Annotated in this window: 14 protein-coding genes; 3 read left to right on the forward strand and 11 right to left on the reverse strand. The window is 69.0% G+C overall.

The features are described from left to right. Window positions 1-138: 138 nt before the first annotated feature. The gene (gene gabT, locus ACQFZP_RS06940; RefSeq protein ID WP_307852779.1) at window positions 139-1,488 is read right to left on the reverse strand and encodes a 4-aminobutyrate--2-oxoglutarate transaminase; all 1,350 of its coding nucleotides are present in this window, start codon (window positions 1,486-1,488) and stop codon (window positions 139-141) included. A 138-nt stretch (window positions 1,489-1,626) separates the two neighbouring features. Between gabT and ACQFZP_RS06945 the strand changes: the two genes are divergently transcribed. Continuing rightward, window positions 1,627-3,081, forward strand: a complete 1,455-nt coding sequence (locus ACQFZP_RS06945; RefSeq protein WP_211890794.1) for a PucR family transcriptional regulator — start codon at window positions 1,627-1,629, stop codon at window positions 3,079-3,081. A gap of 48 nt (window positions 3,082-3,129) precedes the next feature. Beyond that, on the forward strand, window positions 3,130-3,642 hold the full coding sequence (locus ACQFZP_RS06950) for a hypothetical protein (RefSeq protein WP_179557229.1): 513 nt from the start codon (window positions 3,130-3,132) through the stop codon (window positions 3,640-3,642). Here the strand turns inward: ACQFZP_RS06950 and ACQFZP_RS06955 are convergent. From ACQFZP_RS06955 to ACQFZP_RS06965, 3 genes are all read right to left on the reverse strand, one after another. Further along, window positions 3,639-3,998 carry a hypothetical protein gene (locus ACQFZP_RS06955; RefSeq protein ID WP_104311105.1) on the reverse strand — a complete coding sequence of 120 codons (360 nt, stop codon included), beginning with the start codon at window positions 3,996-3,998 and terminating at the stop codon, window positions 3,639-3,641. The two genes, ACQFZP_RS06950 and ACQFZP_RS06955, sit on opposite strands and share 4 nt — an antisense overlap. Before the next feature lie 64 nt (window positions 3,999-4,062). Beyond that, complete coding sequence (locus tag ACQFZP_RS06960) at window positions 4,063-5,208, reverse strand: branched-chain amino acid aminotransferase (RefSeq protein ID WP_211890795.1); 1,146 nt, start codon at window positions 5,206-5,208, stop codon at window positions 4,063-4,065. Next, the gene (locus ACQFZP_RS06965) at window positions 5,205-6,287 is read right to left on the reverse strand and encodes a 3-isopropylmalate dehydrogenase (RefSeq protein WP_211890796.1); all 1,083 of its coding nucleotides are present in this window, start codon (window positions 6,285-6,287) and stop codon (window positions 5,205-5,207) included. Before ACQFZP_RS06965 ends, ACQFZP_RS06960 begins: the two co-directional genes overlap by 4 nt. A gap of 73 nt (window positions 6,288-6,360) precedes the next feature. Between ACQFZP_RS06965 and ACQFZP_RS06970 the strand changes: the two genes are divergently transcribed. Then, entirely contained in the window at window positions 6,361-6,894 is a 534-nt protein-coding gene (locus ACQFZP_RS06970) for a hypothetical protein (protein WP_179557226.1), read from the forward strand. A 112-nt stretch (window positions 6,895-7,006) separates the two neighbouring features. On the opposite strand, the gene ACQFZP_RS06975 is transcribed toward ACQFZP_RS06970, so the two are convergent. From ACQFZP_RS06975 to ilvD, 7 genes are all read right to left on the reverse strand, one after another. Next, window positions 7,007-7,777: a hypothetical protein gene (locus ACQFZP_RS06975; RefSeq protein WP_211890797.1), complete on the reverse strand. Its 771-nt coding sequence runs from the start codon at window positions 7,775-7,777 to the stop codon at window positions 7,007-7,009. Beyond that, a complete protein-coding gene (locus ACQFZP_RS06980; RefSeq protein ID WP_249312252.1) occupies window positions 7,774-9,291 on the reverse strand; it encodes an ATP-binding cassette domain-containing protein in 1,518 nt (505 codons plus the stop codon). Before ACQFZP_RS06980 ends, ACQFZP_RS06975 begins: the two co-directional genes overlap by 4 nt. A gap of 281 nt (window positions 9,292-9,572) precedes the next feature. Further along, a complete protein-coding gene (gene serA, locus ACQFZP_RS06985; RefSeq protein WP_104311098.1) occupies window positions 9,573-11,165 on the reverse strand; it encodes a phosphoglycerate dehydrogenase in 1,593 nt (530 codons plus the stop codon). Window positions 11,166-11,346: 181 nt separating this feature from the next. Then, window positions 11,347-12,372: a ketol-acid reductoisomerase gene (ilvC, locus tag ACQFZP_RS06990; protein ID WP_104311097.1), complete on the reverse strand. Its 1,026-nt coding sequence runs from the start codon at window positions 12,370-12,372 to the stop codon at window positions 11,347-11,349. Window positions 12,373-12,456: 84 nt separating this feature from the next. Further along, window positions 12,457-12,963 carry an acetolactate synthase small subunit gene (ilvN, locus tag ACQFZP_RS06995; RefSeq protein ID WP_104252353.1) on the reverse strand — a complete coding sequence of 169 codons (507 nt, stop codon included), beginning with the start codon at window positions 12,961-12,963 and terminating at the stop codon, window positions 12,457-12,459. A 3-nt stretch (window positions 12,964-12,966) separates the two neighbouring features. Next, window positions 12,967-14,772 (reverse strand): acetolactate synthase large subunit, encoded by a 1,806-nt coding sequence (locus ACQFZP_RS07000; protein ID WP_211890798.1) that lies wholly within the window; start codon window positions 14,770-14,772, stop codon window positions 12,967-12,969. A 100-nt stretch (window positions 14,773-14,872) separates the two neighbouring features. After that, a complete protein-coding gene (gene ilvD, locus ACQFZP_RS07005; RefSeq protein ID WP_104311095.1) occupies window positions 14,873-16,573 on the reverse strand; it encodes a dihydroxy-acid dehydratase in 1,701 nt (566 codons plus the stop codon). Between the last annotated feature and the right edge of the window lie 13 nt (window positions 16,574-16,586).

The raw sequence follows: 16,586 nt of genomic DNA on the forward strand, positions 1-16,586 counted from the left end.
AGCGCGGGGGCGGGCGCGGCGCGGATGCCCGCGGAGACACCTCGACGCCCCGGCGGCGCGGAATGTGCCGGGGCGTCGAGATTCTGGTGCCGGGGCTTCCCGGCGGTCTGATGCGCGCCCGTGGCGGGCGCGAGCGGGCTACGCCTGCGCGCGGATGGCGGCTTCGAGCACGTCGAGGCCGTCGTTCAGCAGCTCGTCCGTGATGGTGAGCGGCGGGAGGAGGCGCACGACGTTGCCGTAGGTGCCGCACGAGAGGAGCACGACGCCCTGGCTGAGCGCGTCGGCGACGATCGCCTTCACGGCCGCCGGGTGCGGCTTCTTCGTGGTCGTCGCCGTGCCGGCCTCGACGAACTCGAACGCCAGCATGGCGCCGCGTCCGCGGACCTCGCCGATGATCGTGTTCTCGCCGAGCTCGGCGCTGAGCGCCTCGAAGCGCGTCTTGACGATGGTCTCGATCTCGAGGGCGCGGGCAGCGAGCTGCTCGTCCTCCATGATGCTGATCGTGGCGAGCGCGGCGGCAGTGGCGACGGGGTTGCCCGTGTAGGTGCCGCCGAGTCCGCCGACGTGCACGCTGTCCATGATCTCGGCGCGGCCGACGACGGCCGAGAGCGGCATGCCGCCCGCGACGCCCTTCGCGATCGTGACGAGGTCGGGCACGATCTCCTCGTGCTCGGACGCGAACCAGGCGCCGGTGCGGCACATGCCGGCCTGCACCTCGTCGGCGATGAAGACGACGCCGTTGGCCTTCGCCCACTCGACGAGCGCGGGGAGGAAGCCCTCGGCGGGGACGATGAAGCCACCTTCGCCCTGGATGGGCTCGATGATGATGGCCGCGACGTTGTTGCCGCCGACCTGCTTCTCGATGACGTCGATCGTGCGGGCTGCCGCCTCGGCGCCGGTCAGGCCGTCACGGTACGGGTAGCTCATGGGTGCGCGGTAGACCTCTGGCGCGAAGGGTCCGAAGCCGTCCTTGTACGGGATGTTCTTCGCGGTGAGGGCCATCGTGAGGTTCGTGCGGCCGTGGAACGAGTGGTCGAACGCGATGACGGCGTTGCGGCCGGTCGAGTGGCGGGCGATCTTGACCGCGTTCTCGACCGCTTCGGCGCCGGAGTTGAGGAGCACGGCCTTCTTGGCGTGGCCGCCCGGCGTGATCTCGATGAGCTTCTCGGCGACGGCGACGTAGCCCTCGTACGGGGTGATGCCGAAGGCGGTGTGCGTGAAGTGCGACGCGGCTTCCTGCACGGCCGCGACGACGCGGGGGTGCGAGGCGCCGACGTTGGTGACGGCGATGCCCGCGCCGAAGTCGACGAACTGGTTGCCGTCGACGTCGCGGATGATGGCGCCATCGACGTCAGCCGCGTACACGGGGACTGCGGGGACGAGCGACGCGGAGACGCTCGCCTCACGACGCGCCGTCAGGGCCTGCGACTTGGGGCCTGGAATGGCGCCTTCGAGCTTGCGCTCCTGGGCAATGCGGAACTCCGTCACGATGCTTCCCTTCCTCGGGGTTCGACCTCTTGGTATGGCTTGAAGGCTACGCGGTTCTCCCCTCAGCGACGAATGGGCACGCGCACGACCCGTCCTACCGCGGCTGTGCATCCGTCTAGGCGTGCCTACAATCGGGGCATGCTTGCCACCGTCGACACGCTTCTCGCGGACCGCTCCCTCGGCCTGACCCTGCTCACCGGAGCCCCCGGGACGAGACGGACGGGCATCGAGTGGGTCGCGACGACCGAGCTGCTCAACCCGCAGCCGTTCCTCACGGGAGGCCAGCTGGTGCTGACGACGGGGATGCGCCTGCGCGGCACGCGCGCGTACCGCTCGTTCGTGGACTCGCTCGTCGCGGCCGACACCGTGGCGCTCGGCGTCGGCACCGGCTTCACGCACGAGAACGTGCCGGAAGCCCTCGTCGCCGCGGCCGAGCAGGCCGGACTCCCCCTGTTCGAGGTGGCCTACGAGACGCCGTTCGCGGCCCTCACCAAGGTCGTCACCCAGGCGAGCACCGACGCGCAGCACTCGCGCCTCGAGGGCGAGCATCGGCAGCAGCAGCAGCTCGTCACCGCGCTGCTCTCCGATGGCGGCGTCGCCGGGCTCGCCGCGCGCCTCGGGCGGCTCACGAGATCGCACGTCGCCGTGACGCGTCTCGGCGAGCTCCTGGCGGGCAGCCTTGACGTGCAGGATGAGGCCGTGAGCGGCTGGGACGCGCTCCCCATCTCCACGGGACAGTCGGCCGGCGCGACGCTCCACATCACGAGCCCGCGTGTCAACGAGGGGCTCGTGAACTACGCGCGCTCCCTCCTGAGCCTGCAGCTCATGCAGGACGCGCGCCGCGTGCGGGCGGCCCGCGACGCGTCGGGTCTCGTGCTGCACGACCTCGTGCAGGGGAAGTTCGCGGTCGAGGACGCCGAGCGGCGGCTGACCGCGCTCGGCGTCGCGACGGGGCAGGCCGCGCGCGTGCTCGTCGCCGAGACCGACGATCGGCGCACGGCAGAACTCACCGCGCTCCCGTTGCCCGCCGAGCTGCAGTCGTCGGTCTCCGCGGTGTTCGATGGCCGCCTCGTCGTGATCGCGCCCGAGCGGACCCGAATGCCCGCGGCGGCTGAGGCGCTCATCGGCCTCGCACGGTCGGCGGGCATCGCGGCACGAGTGGGCATCGGCGACCTCTACCCGACGTCGCTCGCGCTGCGCTGGAGCTACTTCGAGGCCCGGGATGCGCTGCGGAACGCCCCGCAGGACGTGGACGTCGCCACGTCGGCCCGCCTCTCCATCTCGTCGCTGCTCCTCGCGAGCCGCGACGTGCCCGTGCTCGAGCTGGCCGCTGAGGTGCTCGGACCGCTCGAGACGCACGACACCGAGCACAGCTCCACTCTCCTCGCGACCCTCGACGCGTATTTCGCGCACTCCGGCCAGATCGCGCAGGTCGCGGAGGAGCTCGGCACGCATCGCAATACCGTGCGCTACCGACTCGACCAGATCGCGAGCATCACGGGCCTCGACCCCCGCGTCATGGCCGAGGGCGTGCAGCTGTGGCTCGCGGGCGCGGCCAGGCGCCTCAGCCCGAGCGGCGGGATGCGCGACTGAGCTGCGCGAGCGGACCCTGCGGGCCGTCCGCTCTGCCAGACTTGGCGCATGCGCACCTCCGTGACCCTCCCGAACGGCGTCGAGATCGAACGAGACGACGCCGTCGACGTCACCGTCGACGTCCTGGAGGTGGAGGACCTCGCCTTCGCGCACGTCTGCCGCTCCCTGCGCCCGCAGCTGCGGCCACCCGCTGGCCTCATCGTGACGATGCCCGCCGGTGACGACGTGCTCGGCTACGTGTATCGCGAGGAGCAGCGCGAGGACGGCCGCCGCGACGAGCTCGACGACACCGACTCGCTGTTCGTCGACATCCACGAGCTCACGTTCGAGTTCGACGCACCCCGAGACGCCGACATGGACGAGGACGGCGTGCGGGGCCTGCTCGCGCGCGCCCGCCCCGAGACCGCGCTCAAGGTCGAGGGCGTCGAACTGCTCGACCTGCGGGACGGCCCCATGTCGCTCATCACGTGCCGTCCGCCTCGCGCGTGGACCTTCCGTCAGCTCGTGCTGGAGGTGCAGCTGCTCCGCGGCTCCTACATGGCCCTGCACTACAAGAGCTAGCGGCGGCGCTGCGTCACCTCTCGCCAGCGGACCGCGCGCGACGGTGCCACGGCGAACGTCAGGAACCAGCCGCCGGAGTATGCGAAGAGCGCGACCAGCCCCATCGCGGCGACCGGACTCGCGAACACGCCGAGCGCCAACATCCCGAGCACCGCCACGATCACGACCACCCGCCGCAGCCAGGCCGGGACGTGCACGAGGTACCTCGTGGTCGCCCACCCGGCGAGGGCGGCGACCACGAGCACGACGGGTCCCAGCCAGAACTCGGCGAGCGCGAGGAACACCGCGAACGCGATCGCCAGGACGAATTCGAGGACCGCCAGCAGCACGAAGCCGCGCCTCGACGGCGCAGCCATGGCCCGCTCCTGATACTCGGCGCCCTTGCGGGCAGCCCACCCGTAGACCATGCGAATGCCGCAGCTACGCCAGTCGCTGCGTCCAGCCCATGAGGTCGGGCAGCTCGCCGTTCTGGATACCCGTCAGCTCGGCGCGGATGCGCATGCTCACCGAGTCCTCCGTGAGCGCCGGGTTCTCGATCGTGAAATCGGGCGACTTGACCCTGCCGATCGGCGAGATGACGGCCGCGGTGCCGCACGCGAAGGCCTCGACGATCGACCCGTCGGCGACGCCCTCGCGCCACTCGTCGATCGTGATGCGCCGGTGCTCGATTCTGCGACCGGCCCGCTCGCACAGCTCCAGCACGCTGTCGCGTGTGATGCCGGGGAGGATGGAGTCGCTCAGCGGGGTCAGGATCGTGCCGTCGGACTTGATGAGCACGATGTTCATGCCGCCGAGCTCCTCGAGGTACCTGTTCTCGGAGGAGTCGAGGAACAGCACCTGCTCGCATCCGTTCGCGTACGCCTCCTCCTGCGGGAGCAGCGACGACGCGTAGTTTCCGCCGCACTTCGCCGCACCCGTGCCGCCGGCACCCGCGCGCGAGTACTCCTGCGAGAGCCAGATGTCGACGGGGCGCGTGGGGTCGGAGAAGTACGAGCCAGCCGGGCAGGCGATGACCATGTAGCGCACCGTCTGCGCCGCACGCACGCCGAGGAAGTTCTCGAACGCGATCATGAACGGGCGCAGGTAGAGGGTCTTGCCCTCGCCGGCCGCCGGAACCCACTGCTCGTCGATCTGCACGAGCTGGCGCACCGATTCGAGGAAGAGCTCCTCGGGCAGCTCCGGCAGCGCGAGCCGCTTCGCCGAGTTCTGCAGGCGCTGCGCGTTGCGCTCTGGCCGGAACCCGAAGACCTCTCCCCCGCCGTGGCGGTACGCCTTGAGGCCCTCGAAGATCTCCTGGCCGTAGTGGAACACCGCCGAGGATGGGTCGACCTGCAGCGGGCCGTACGGCACGACGCGGGCGTCGTGCCAGCCGTCGGCGACCGTCCAGTCGATGATCACCATGTGGTCGGTGAAGTGCTTGCCGAACCCGGGGTCGGCGAGCACCGCCTCCCGCACCTCGGCGGATGCGGGAGCCGGGTTTCGCTCGACCGCGAACTCGAGGGACGCGCTCGCGGTGCGTGCGGCCTGCGTCGTCGTGCCTGGCTGGGTGCTGCTGGTGTCGCTCATGCGTTGGTTCCTTGCGCGGTCAGTCGGGAGATGATGGCGTCGCCGATCTCGGACGTGCTCCTGGATGCCCCGCCTCGCGACGCGAGGTCGGCGCGGCAGGCTGCGTCGAGGGCTGCGGCTGCGTCGATGAGTCCGAAGTGCTCGAGCAGCAGAACGACGGAGAGGATCGCCGCCGTCGGGTCGGCTTTGCCGAGGCCCGCGATGTCTGGTGCCGAGCCGTGGACTGGCTCGAACATGCTGGGGAATTCGCCTTCGGGATTGATGTTGCCCGAGGCCGCCAGCCCGATGCCGCCGGTGATGGCTGCGGCAAGGTCGGTCACGATGTCGCCGAACAGGTTATCGGTGACGATCACGTCGAATCGCGATGGGTTCGTGACGAAGAAAATCGTAGCAGCGTCGACGTGCAGGTACTCGACGGCGACGTCAGGGTAGTCGGCGGAGACCCGGTCGACGACGCGCTGCCAGAGCACGCCGGCGTTGACGAGCACGTTCTTCTTGTGCACGAGCGTGAGGTGCTTGCGGGGGCGGGACTTGGCCTTCTCGAACGCGTACCGCACGGTGCGCTCGACGCCGTAGGCCGTGTTCACGGAGACCTCGGTCGCGATCTCCTGCGGGGTGCCGACGCGGACGACGCCGCCGTTGCCGACATACGGCCCCTCGGTGCCCTCCCGCACGACGACGAAATCGACCTCGCCGGGGTCGCTCAGCGGGGTCTTCACGCCGGGCGAGATCGCGCCAGGGCGCAGGTTGATGTAGTGGTCGAACGCGAAGCGCAGCTTGAGGAGCAGGCCACGCTCGATGATGCCCCCGGCCAGTCGCTCGTCGGCGGGGTCGCCGCCGACGGCGCCGAGGAGGATGCCGTCGTGCTGCGCGAGCGCGTGCAGCTCCGCGTCTGAGATGATCTCGCCGGTCTCGAGGTAGCGGGCCGCGCCGAACGGGTACTCCGTGAGCGTGAGCTCGACGCCTGCCGGCAGCGCAGCCCGAAGCGCGCGCTGCGCCTCGGCGGTGACCTCCGGGCCGATCCCGTCGCCCGCGATGACGGCGATGTCGAGCTTCTCTGGCGCTGCACGTTCCGACACGAGGCGTCCTTTCCTGCCGACGGCGGTCGCGGCTCCCCCAGTTTAGGCCGCAGCCGGGCTAGCGTCTGTCGTCATGACCACCGCGATCCTGCGCCGCAAGGACGATCTGCCGCGTGCGCGCGCCGCCAGCCGCCTCACGGCCTACGTGTACGGCAACATCATCATCCTCGCGACGCTCCTCGGGCTCGTGCACGCGGGCGAGAATCCCGGTGAAGGTGCGATCGTGGTCCTCGCGACCGGGGGCACGACGCTCCTCGCGCACCTCATCGCCGACGCGGTGGGCCACTCCACGAGGGCCGAGGTCGGCGACCGTCGCGAGCGCACGGCGCACATCGAGTTCCTGCACGAGCTGCGGGATGCGGTGCCGATCGCCTCGGCTGCGTCCATCCCGGCCGCGATCCTCGGAGTGGCCGCACTCGGCGTCATCGACGGCGAGACGGCGCAGCTCGTCGCGGAGATCGTGATCATCGTGCGGCTCGCTGCGATGGGCTTCACGGTGCAGCGCATCCGCGGCGAGCGGCCCTCGTTCCGCACCTTCGCCGCCGGCGTCGGCCTCGCCCTGATCGGCGTCGCCATCTCCGTGCTCAAGGCGAACCTCGGGCACTGATCAGCCACACGTCCCGCCCCTCACACCAGCGGCGCGCTGTCCAACTTGCGTGATGGATGCGCCAGGACAGCCTCGCAAAGACCCGCCGACCCGCATCCATCCCGCAAGAGGGTCATGCGCGGACATCCCGTCGACAGATCGCGACGGCTGCGCAGCAGACCAGTGCCACGACCGCGAGGAGGAACACCGCGTAGGCGCTCCCAGGGTCGAGCGCTGCCGCCGGGTTCGCTGCGGTCACGGCGGCAGCATCGAACAGCTGCGCGCCGGCGATCGTGGGCAGGAACTTCGCCCACGGCGTCAGGAAGACCAGGACAAGCGAGAGCTGCGAGACCGCGATGAGCACGAGCAACGGCACCAGAGCCTGGCGGACCAGGACCGCGAAGCTGAACCCGATCAGCGCGATACCAGTCCAGTAGACGACTCCGCCCAGCCAGCGCACCAGGAGCGAGACGGGCACGCCGTCGCTGAGCACACTGAGCGATCCGAGACCGAGCTGACTGCAGATGCTGAGCAGCGGGATCGTCACCGCTCCGAGCAACGTCACGGTGACGGCGAGGACCGAGACCTTCGCGAGGACGAGCCTGAACCGGTTCGGCACCGCGACGAGCGAGGTCTGGATCTGTCCGCCGGAGAACTCACCGCTTCCCGCGAGCACCCCCACGATGATGACCCCGATCTGCCCGAGCGCGATCCATTCGAGGCCGACGACCTCCGGCGTCGTCCCGGCGGCGAGCATCGGGTCGTCGACGCGCAGTCCCTCGCCAACGGAGGGGGCGGTGACTGCGGCCATCAGGACCGGCACGACGAAGCTCACGGCCAGCGTGATGAGGACCGCTCTGAGAGTGAAGAGCTTCCAGGACTCTGACGCCAGCGCCATCTTCACGCGGCATCACCCGCAACATGCTCGGCGCGACCCTGCGTCCAGGCGAAGTACGCGTGCTCGAGGCTGTCGTGCTCCGCGACCAGGCTCGTTGCCGCCCCCGCCCTGATGACCGTTCCGCGCGCCATCACGACGAGGTCGTCAGCCATGGACTGCATCTCCCCCATGAGGTGCGACGAGATGAGCACCGTGCGGCCGGAACCCGCCAGCGAGCGCGCAAGATCCCGTATCCAGCGAATGCCCTCCGGGTCGAGCCCGTTCATTGGCTCGTCAAGGATCACGACCTCCGGGTCCCCGAGGAGCGCGGCCGCGATGCCCAGACGCTGCCCCATGCCCAGAGAGAAGGTCCCGACGCGGCGGTCAGCGACGTCCGACAGCCCGACGAGTCGCAGCGTCTCCGGGATGCGCGTGGGCGAGATCCCGTTGCTCGTCGCCATCCATCGGAGGTGCGCTCTCGCCGTGCGTCCGCGATGGGCACCCGACCCGTCGAACTGCGCGCCGACGCGGGTCAGGGGACGCCGCAGGCTTCGGTACTCGGAGCCGAGCACCGACGCGCGCCCGGACGTCGCTCGGTCGAGGCCGAGCAGGATGCGCATCGTCGTCGACTTGCCCGCTCCGTTCGGGCCGAGCAGCCCCGTCACCCTGCCTGCTCTGGCTTCGAAGGTCACGGACTCGATGGCAGTCCGCTTCCCGTAGATCTTTGTCAGGTTCTCGACTTCGATCATGAACCCACCCCCCTTTTCTGCGTGGTTGACGGCCCAGGAGCGGACCGAGAGAAATCCAGTGACGGCGAAGACGCCGATCCAGCTCAGCAGCACGAGAAGCCCGAGCATCGGCCCCAGGTCCCCGGCAAGCGGAGCGTCCTGGAGGAGCAGTTGAGCGCCCGCCTGGTCGGGCAGGAACCTGGCGGCCGAGGTGAACTCGAGCAGGTACGGCGAGATGGCGAGCGTGAGCGCCAGCATGGCGGTGAGCCCGACGATGCCGCTGCGGAACGCCGACGAGATCAGGAATGAGAGCAGGCTGATGAGCGACCAGTAGATGATGTACCCCGCGAGCAGGCGGAGGTCTCCACCGGGAAGGCTCGTCAGGCTGCCGACCGCGCGGCAGTCGAGGACAGCGCAGCGTGCGGCATAGCTTCCCAGGACGGCGGGAAGGGCGACCGCGACGCCGAACGCGAGCGCGGAGAGGGCCTTCGCGAGGAAGAAGCTGCGCCGGTCGGGGACGGCGAGCAGCGAGGAGGCGACGACACCGTTGTCGCGCTCCTGCGCGAAGACACTCGCCCCCAGGAAGACCGCCCCGATCTGTCCGTAGTGCAGCACCACGAGGAACGCCGGCTGAGATTCGAGTCCGCCGGCAGCGGTGACATCCCCCGAGAGCATCGCCTGGTGCGTCAGCGCGGTGACGCCGTAGGCGACACCGATCACGACCGCGACGGTTGCGAGACTCGCGACCCGCGACGAACGCAGTGAGATGAACTTGATTGCTTCCGCGCGGAGCGCGTGGAGGAACGTGGTCATGGCCTGCCGCCCCCGGTCGAGTGGACGCTCCTGATCGGGTGCCGTGCTGTCCGGTCCATGTGGCTAGCGTGGCACTCGGGTGGTCAGCGGACCATCATTCGAAAGTTCGAGCCCTGGACACCAGCCTGATCCCACAGGACAATGCGTGTTTTGCCCCAAATAAGTCGCGACGAGCACCCCCATTCCGGGCCCAAAGAACAACGCTGCCTGCGTTCCCAACCGCGGCGATCTCTCGCGGGGTTGGGAACGCAGGCAGCGCTTGTGTGGGTGACGCGGGGCGTCTAGCTCTCGACGATGTCGATCTCGTGCAGCTCGGAGGCGCCGATCGCGTCGCGCAGGTGCGCGAGCAGCTCGTCGCTGGCCGGCTCGTCGATCGTCAGCACGGAGAGGGCCTGGCCGCCCTCTTCGTCGCGGGCGATCTGCATGCCGGCGATGTTGACGCCTGCCTCGCCGAGCGCGGCACCGTAGACGGCGACGACGCCGGGGCGGTCGCTGTAGACCATGACGAGGTGGTGCGCGGCGAGGGGCACCTCGATGCTGTAGCCGTTGATGCCGACGAGCTTCTCGATCTGCTTCGGGCCAGTGAGGGTTCCGGAGACGGAGACCGTCTTGCCGTCGCTGAGCGTCGCGCGCAGCGTGAGCACGTTGCGGTACTCGTCGCTGTCCTCGTCGACGTTCATGCGCACGTCGAGGCCGCGCTCCTCCGCCAGGAGCGGCGCGTTCACGTAGGAGACCTGCTCGGTGACGATGTTCGTGAAGAACCCCTTGAGCGCGGCGAGGCGCAGCGCCTTCACCTCGTAGCGGGCGAGCTCGCCGTGCACCTCGATGTCGAGGGCGACGGGAGAGGCCCCGATGAGGCCCTGGAGGAACTGACCGAGCTTCTCCATGAGCGGGATGCCGGGGCGCACGTACTCGTCGATGATGCCGCCAGCGACGTTGACCGCGTCCGGCACGAGCTCACCGGCGAGGGCGAGGCGCACGGAGCGCGCGACGGAGACGCCGGCCTTCTCCTGGGCTTCATCGGTGGATGCGCCGAGGTGCGGTGTGAGCTGCAGGTTCGGCTGGTCGAGGAGGTCGCGGTTCGATGGCGGCTCGGTGACGAACACGTCGAGCGCTGCCCCCGCGATCGTGCCGGACTCGAGGGCGTCGCGGAGCGCGTTCTCGTCGATGATGCCGCCGCGCGAGCAGTTGACGATGCGCAGTTCGGGCTTGGCGAGCGCGAACTGGGCCTCGCCGATGAGACCGGTGGTCTCGGGCGTTCGCGGGATGTGGATGGTGATGAAGTCGGACTGCGCCATGAGCTCTTCGAGGGTGAGGAGCTGCACGCCCAGCTGCGAGGCGCGGGCGGGCGTCACGTAGGGGTCGTAGGCGACGAGGTTGACGCCGAAGCCCTTGAGGCGGTCGACGACGAGCGTGCCGATGCGGCCGAGGCCCACGATGCCGATGGTCTTCTCGAACAGCTCGACGCCCGTGTACTTCGAGCGCTTCCAGTCCCCTGCCTTCATCGACGCGTTGGCGTTCGGGATGTGGCGGGCGAGCGAGATGATGTGGCCGACCGCGAGCTCGGCTGCCGAGGTGATGTTCGAGGTGGGCGCGTTGACGACCATGACGCCGGCCTTCGTGGCGGCGGGCGTGTCGACGTTGTCGAGGCCGACGCCGGCGCGGGCGATGATCTTCAGGTTCGGGGCCGCGGCGATCGCCTCGGCGTCGACCTGGGTCGCGCTGCGCACGAGGATCGCGTTGGCCTCGGCGAGTGCTTCGAGGAGCGCGGGACGATCGGTGCCGTCGACCTGGCGGACTTCGAAGTCGGGACCGAGCGCATCCACGGTTGCGGGGGAAAGCTGCTCGGCAAGCAGAACGACGGGCTTTGACACGTGAAGAATCCTCCAGTGGAGACAGGGAGTCTGCGGGCGCAGGCCGAAGCGATCCTATCGCGAGGCGCGCTTTCGCCTCACGTCGCCGTAACACTGAGCGATCGCTGACGAGGAAGGGCCGGCCGCGAGCGGATGCTCGGGCCGGCCCAACGCAGTTCAGGACTGCAGACGGGAGTGACGCTTAGCGCGCGACCTGTCCGTCGACGTAGTCGCTGTCGGTCTGCTTCCAGGCGAAGAGCTTGCGCAGCTCCTGGCCGGTCTTCTCGATGGGGTGCGACTCGCCCTTCTTGCGGAACTCGGCGAATTCGACGCCGCCGTTGTCCTGGTCGTCGATGAAGCGCTTCGCGAACGCGCCAGACTGGATGTCGGCGAGCACGGCCTGCATGTTGGCCTTGACGCTCGGGTCGATGACGCGGGGGCCGGACACGTAGTCGCCGAACTCGGCCGTGTCGGAGACCGACCAGCGCTGCTTGGCGATGCCGCCCTCCCAGATGAGGTCGACGATGAGCTTGAGCTCGTGGAGCACCTCGAAGTAGGCGATCTCGGGCTGGTAGCCAGCCTCGGTGAGCGTCTCGAAGCCGTACTGGATGAGCTGCGACGTGCCACCGCAGAGCACAGCCTGCTCGCCGAAGAGGTCGGTCTCGGTCTCTTCCGTGAAGGTCGTCTTGATGACGCCGGCACGCGTTCCACCGATGGCGGCCGCGTACGAGAGGGCGGTTGCCCATGCGGTGCCGGATGCGTCGTTCTCGACGGCGATGATGTCCGGGATGCCGCGGCCTGCGACGAACTCGCGGCGCACCGTGTGGCCGGGGGCCTTCGGGGCGACGAGAATGACGTCGACGCCCTCGGGAGCGTCGATGTAGCCGAAGCGGATGTTGAAGCCGTGCGCGAAGGCGAGGGTCTTGCCTGCGGTGAGCTTGTCCTTGACGCTGTCCGTGTAGATCGAGCGCTGGTGCTGGTCCGGCGCGAGGATCATGATGACGTCGGCCCACTCGGCCGCGTCGGCGACGTTCAGGACCTCGAAGCCGTCTTCCTGTGCCTTGGGGGCGGACTTCGAGCCGTCCTTGAGGCCGATCTTGACCTCGACACCGGAGTCGCGGAGGTTCTGCGCGTGGGCGTGGCCCTGCGATCCGTAGCCGACGACGGCTACCTTCTTGCCCTGGATGATGCTCAGGTCGGCGTCGGTGTCGTAGAGGATTTCAGCCACGTGTGTGCTCCTTGGTTGTTGGCGTTTGGCGTGTGGGTTCTTCAGTGCCGGTCGGCACAGGGCAGGTGAGCGCTGGCCGGTGGCTCAGCGTGAGACCCGCTCGGTCATCGACTTCGATCCGCGGCCGACGGCGACGAGGCCGGACTGGACGATCTCGCGGATCCCGTACGGCTCGAGGACGCGCAGGAAGGCCTGCACCTTCCCGGTGTCGCCCGTGGTCTCGATGACCAGCGCGTCCGTTGCCACGTCGACGACGCGGGCCCGGAAGAGGTTGACCGCTTCGATGACCTGCGAGCGGGTCGCGGAGTCGACTTTGACCTTGACGAGCAGGTGCTCGCGCTGGACGGACGCGTCGTATTCGAGCTCGACGATCTTGATGACGTTGATGAGCTTGTTGAGCTGCTTCGTCACCTGCTCGAGCGGGAATTCCTCGACATCGACGACGACCGTGATGCGGGAGAGCCCGTCGACCTCGCTCGCGCCGACGGCGAGCGATTCGATGTTGAAGCCTCGGCGGGCGAACAGCCCGGCGACGCGTGTCAGCAGGCCTGGCTTGTCCTCCACGAGGAGGGAAAGGACGTGCTTCGACATGGTCTACTCCCCCTCGAAGGTCGGGCTGTGTTCTTTGGCGTACTGGACGAAGCTGTTCGAGACGCCCTGCGGCACCATCGGCCACACCATGGCGTCTGCGCTCACGACGAAGTCGATGACGACGCTGCGGTCGTTGGTCTCGAGCGCGAGCTTGATGGCGGCGTCGATCTCCTCTTCCTTCGTGACGCGGATGCCGAGCGCCCCGTAGGCGTCGGCGAGCTTCACGAAGTCCGGGATGCGGACCGTCTCGTGCCCCGTGTTCAGGTCGGTGTTCGAGTGGCGGCCGTCGTAGAAGAGGGTCTGCCACTGCCGCACCATGCCGAGCGACGAGTTGTTGATGATGGCGACCTTGATGGGGATGTCGTTGATGGCGCAGGTCGCGAGTTCCTGGTTCGTCATCTGGAAGCATCCGTCGCCGTCGATGGCCCACACCGTGCGGTGCGGCTCGGCGACCTTGGCGCCCATGGCCGCCGGGATGGCGTACCCCATGGTGCCGGCGCCGCCGGAGTTGAGCCACGCGTTGGGGCGCTCGTACTTGACGAACTGCGCTGCCCACATCTGGTGCTGTCCGACGCCTGCCGCGTAGATCGCTTCCGGCCCCGTGAGCTCGCTGATGCGCTGGATGATGCGCTGCGGCGAGAGGAGTCCGTCGCTCGGGTCGGTGTACCCGAGCGGGAACTCGGCCTTGAGGCCGTCGAGGTAGGTCCACCACTCGTCGAGGCGTTCCGTGTCGGCGGGCGCATGGTCGGTGACGGCGGCGAGGAGGTCGATGGCGACCTCGCGGGCGTCGCCGACGATCGGCACGTCGGCGGTGCGGATCTTCGAGATCTCGGCGGGGTCGATGTCGACGTGGATGACCTTCGCGTTCGGCGCGAAGAGCGCCGCCTTGCCGGTCACGCGGTCGTCGAAGCGGGCGCCGATGGTGATGAGCAGGTCCGCTTCCTGCAGCGAGAGCACAGCGGGCACGGTGCCGTGCATGCCCGGCATGCCGAGCATCTGCGGGTGCGAGTCGGGGAACGCGCCGCGGGCCATGAGGGTCGTGACGGCTGGCGCCCCGGTCTTCTCGACGAGTCGCTGCACCTCCGCGGAAGCACCCGAGCGGACGATGCCGCCACCCAGGTAGAAGACGGGCTTCTTGGCCTGCGCGATGAGCTGCGCCGCGGCGAGGATCTGCTTGCCGTGCGCCTTGAGCACCGGACGGTAGCCGGGCAGGTCGAGCTTCACGGGCCAGACGTACGGCGCCTTCTTCTGCTGCGCGTCCTTCGTGATGTCGACGAGCACGGGTCCCGGACGACCGGTCGAGGCGATGTGGTAGGCGGCGGCGATGGCCGCGGGGATCTCCTCTGGCGTGCGAACCAGGATGCTGTGCTTCGTCACGGGCATCGTGATGCCGATGATGTCGGCCTCCTGGAAGGCGTCCGTGCCCATGAGGTGCGAGAACACCTGGCCGGTGATGGCCAGCAGCGGCACCGAGTCCATGTAGGCGTCGGCGATCGCGGTCACGAGGTTCGTCGCGCCGGGCCCGCTCGTCGCGATGCACACGCCGGTCCTGCCGCTCGCCGATGCGTACCCCTCGGCCGCGTGCCCAGCACCCTGTTCGTGGCGAACAAGGATGTGGCGGAGCTTGGTGCTGTCGAGCAGCGGGTCGTATACCTCGATGATGGCGCCACCCGGCAGCCCGAAGACGTCCGTGACCCCGAGGTTCTCGAGGGTGCGGACGACAGCCTGGGCTCCGGTCAGCATCTCGGGCTCGTGCCCAGCGGAGGGTGATGACGCCGCGGCGATGCGGGCGGCAGTTTCCTGCGTCATGAGATCCGTTCTTCTTCGTGCTCGATGGCTCGAGCGCAGTCGATGAGGCGCAGCCCTGGATCAGAGTCGAGACTCTGGATCAGAGTCGAGACTCTGAGGGCTAGCCCGTGGTCGCGCCCTCGGACGCGCTGCGGACGAGCTTCGAGTATTTCGCAAGCACGCCGCGCGTGAACTTCGGAGGGAGCGGTTCCCAGCCTTCTCGGCGGGAGGCGAGCTCGGCTTCGTCGACGAGTAGGTCGATCGAGCGAGCCGCGATGTCGACCCGAATCAGATCTCCACTGCGGACGAAAGCGATGGGACCTTGGTCGACCGCTTCCGGTGCAATGTGGCCGATGCACAGGCCGGTTGTGCCGCCTGAGAATCGTCCGTCCGTCAAGAGTAGTACATCCTTGCCGAGACCCGCGCCCTTGATGGCCGCCGTGATGGCGAGCATCTCGCGCATGCCTGGTCCGCCCTTCGGACCTTCGTAGCGGATGACGATGACGTCGCCCGCTTCGATCTCCCCGTTCGTGAGGGCATCCATCGCGCCGCGCTCGCGCTCGAACACGCGGGCCGGCCCCTCGAAGACGTCGGCGTCGAAGCCGGCCGTCTTCACGACGGCACCCTCGGGTGCCAGCGAGCCGTGCAGCACCGTGATGCCGCCCGTCGCGTGGATGGGGTTGTCGATCGTGTGCACGACGTCGCCGTCGACCGGGTCCGGGTTGAGGTCGCGGAGGTTCTCGGCGAGCGTCTTGCCCGTGACGGTGAGCGCGTCGCCGTGCATGAGGCCCTCGTCGAGGAGCGCCTTCATGACGACGGGGATGCCGCCGTGGCGGTCGACGTCGTTCATGACGTACTTGCCGAACGGCTTCATGTCGGCGATGTGCGGAACCTTGTCGCCGATGCGGTTGAAGTCGTGCAGGGTGACGTCGACCTGGGCCTCGCGAGCGATCGCGAGGAGGTGGAGCACGACGTTGGTCGAGCCGCCCAGCGCCATCGCGAGCGCGATGGCGTTCTCGAACGCTTCCTTCGTGAGGATGTCGCCAGTCGTGATGCCCTGGCGCAGCAGGTTGACGACGGCCTCGCCCGAGCGGTGCGCGAACGCGTCGCGGCGCCGGTCGGCGGACGCCGGAGCGGCCGATCCAGGCAGGCTGAGGCCGAGCGCCTCGGCGACGGACGCCATCGTGTTCGCCGTGTACATGCCGCCGCAGGCTCCCTCGCCCGGGGCGAACGCGCACTCGATGCGCTTCAGGTCGGCCTCGGACATCTTGCCGGCCTTGCACGCGCCGACTGCCTCGAAGGAGTCGATGATCGTGATGTCCTTCTCGGTGCCGTCCGAGAGCTTGACCCAGCCGGGCGCGATGGATCCGGCGTACAGGAAGACGCTCGAGAGGTTCAGACGGGCGGAGGCCATGAGCATGCCGGGGATGGACTTGTCGCATCCCGCGAGCAGCACGGTGCCGTCGAGGCGCTCCGCCATGACCACCGTCTCGACCGAGTCGGCGATGACCTCACGCGAGACGAGGGAGAAGTGCATGCCCTCGTGGCCCATGGAGATGCCGTCCGAGACGGACACTGTGCCGAACTGCAGCGGGTAGCCGCCGCCCGAGTGGACGCCTTCTTTGGCGCCCTGGGCAAGGCGGTCGAGGGAGAGGTTGCACGGCGTGATCTCGTTCCACGAGGACGCGATGCCGATCTGCGGCTTGTCCCAGTCTTCGTCGCCCATGCCGACCGCGCGGAGCATGCCCCGCGAGGTGGTGGCTTCGATGCCGTCGGTGACGACCCGACTGCGTGGCTTGATGTCGACTTCTGGCTCAGGCATGCCCGCCATTCTA

It is taken from the genome of Pseudoclavibacter sp. Marseille-Q434 (assembly GCF_050315415.1).
Lineage (GTDB): Bacteria > Actinomycetota > Actinomycetes > Actinomycetales > Microbacteriaceae > Pseudoclavibacter.

Coding starts and splice junctions, on each gene's coding strand:
- ACQFZP_RS06980 (WP_249312252.1), bottom strand. CDS start 9,291: ATGACCACGTTCCTCCACGCGCTCCGCGCGGAAGCAATCAAGTTCATC.
- ACQFZP_RS06970 (WP_179557226.1), top strand. CDS start 6,361: ATGACCACCGCGATCCTGCGCCGCAAGGACGATCTGCCGCGTGCGCGC.
- ilvN (WP_104252353.1), bottom strand. CDS start 12,963: ATGTCGAAGCACGTCCTTTCCCTCCTCGTGGAGGACAAGCCAGGCCTG.
- ACQFZP_RS06955 (WP_104311105.1), bottom strand. CDS start 3,998: ATGGCTGCGCCGTCGAGGCGCGGCTTCGTGCTGCTGGCGGTCCTCGAA.
- ACQFZP_RS07000 (WP_211890798.1), bottom strand. CDS start 14,772: ATGACGCAGGAAACTGCCGCCCGCATCGCCGCGGCGTCATCACCCTCC.
- ACQFZP_RS06960 (WP_211890795.1), bottom strand. CDS start 5,208: ATGAGCGACACCAGCAGCACCCAGCCAGGCACGACGACGCAGGCCGCA.
- ilvD (WP_104311095.1), bottom strand. CDS start 16,573: ATGCCTGAGCCAGAAGTCGACATCAAGCCACGCAGTCGGGTCGTCACC.
- ACQFZP_RS06950 (WP_179557229.1), top strand. CDS start 3,130: ATGCGCACCTCCGTGACCCTCCCGAACGGCGTCGAGATCGAACGAGAC.
- ACQFZP_RS06945 (WP_211890794.1), top strand. CDS start 1,627: ATGCTTGCCACCGTCGACACGCTTCTCGCGGACCGCTCCCTCGGCCTG.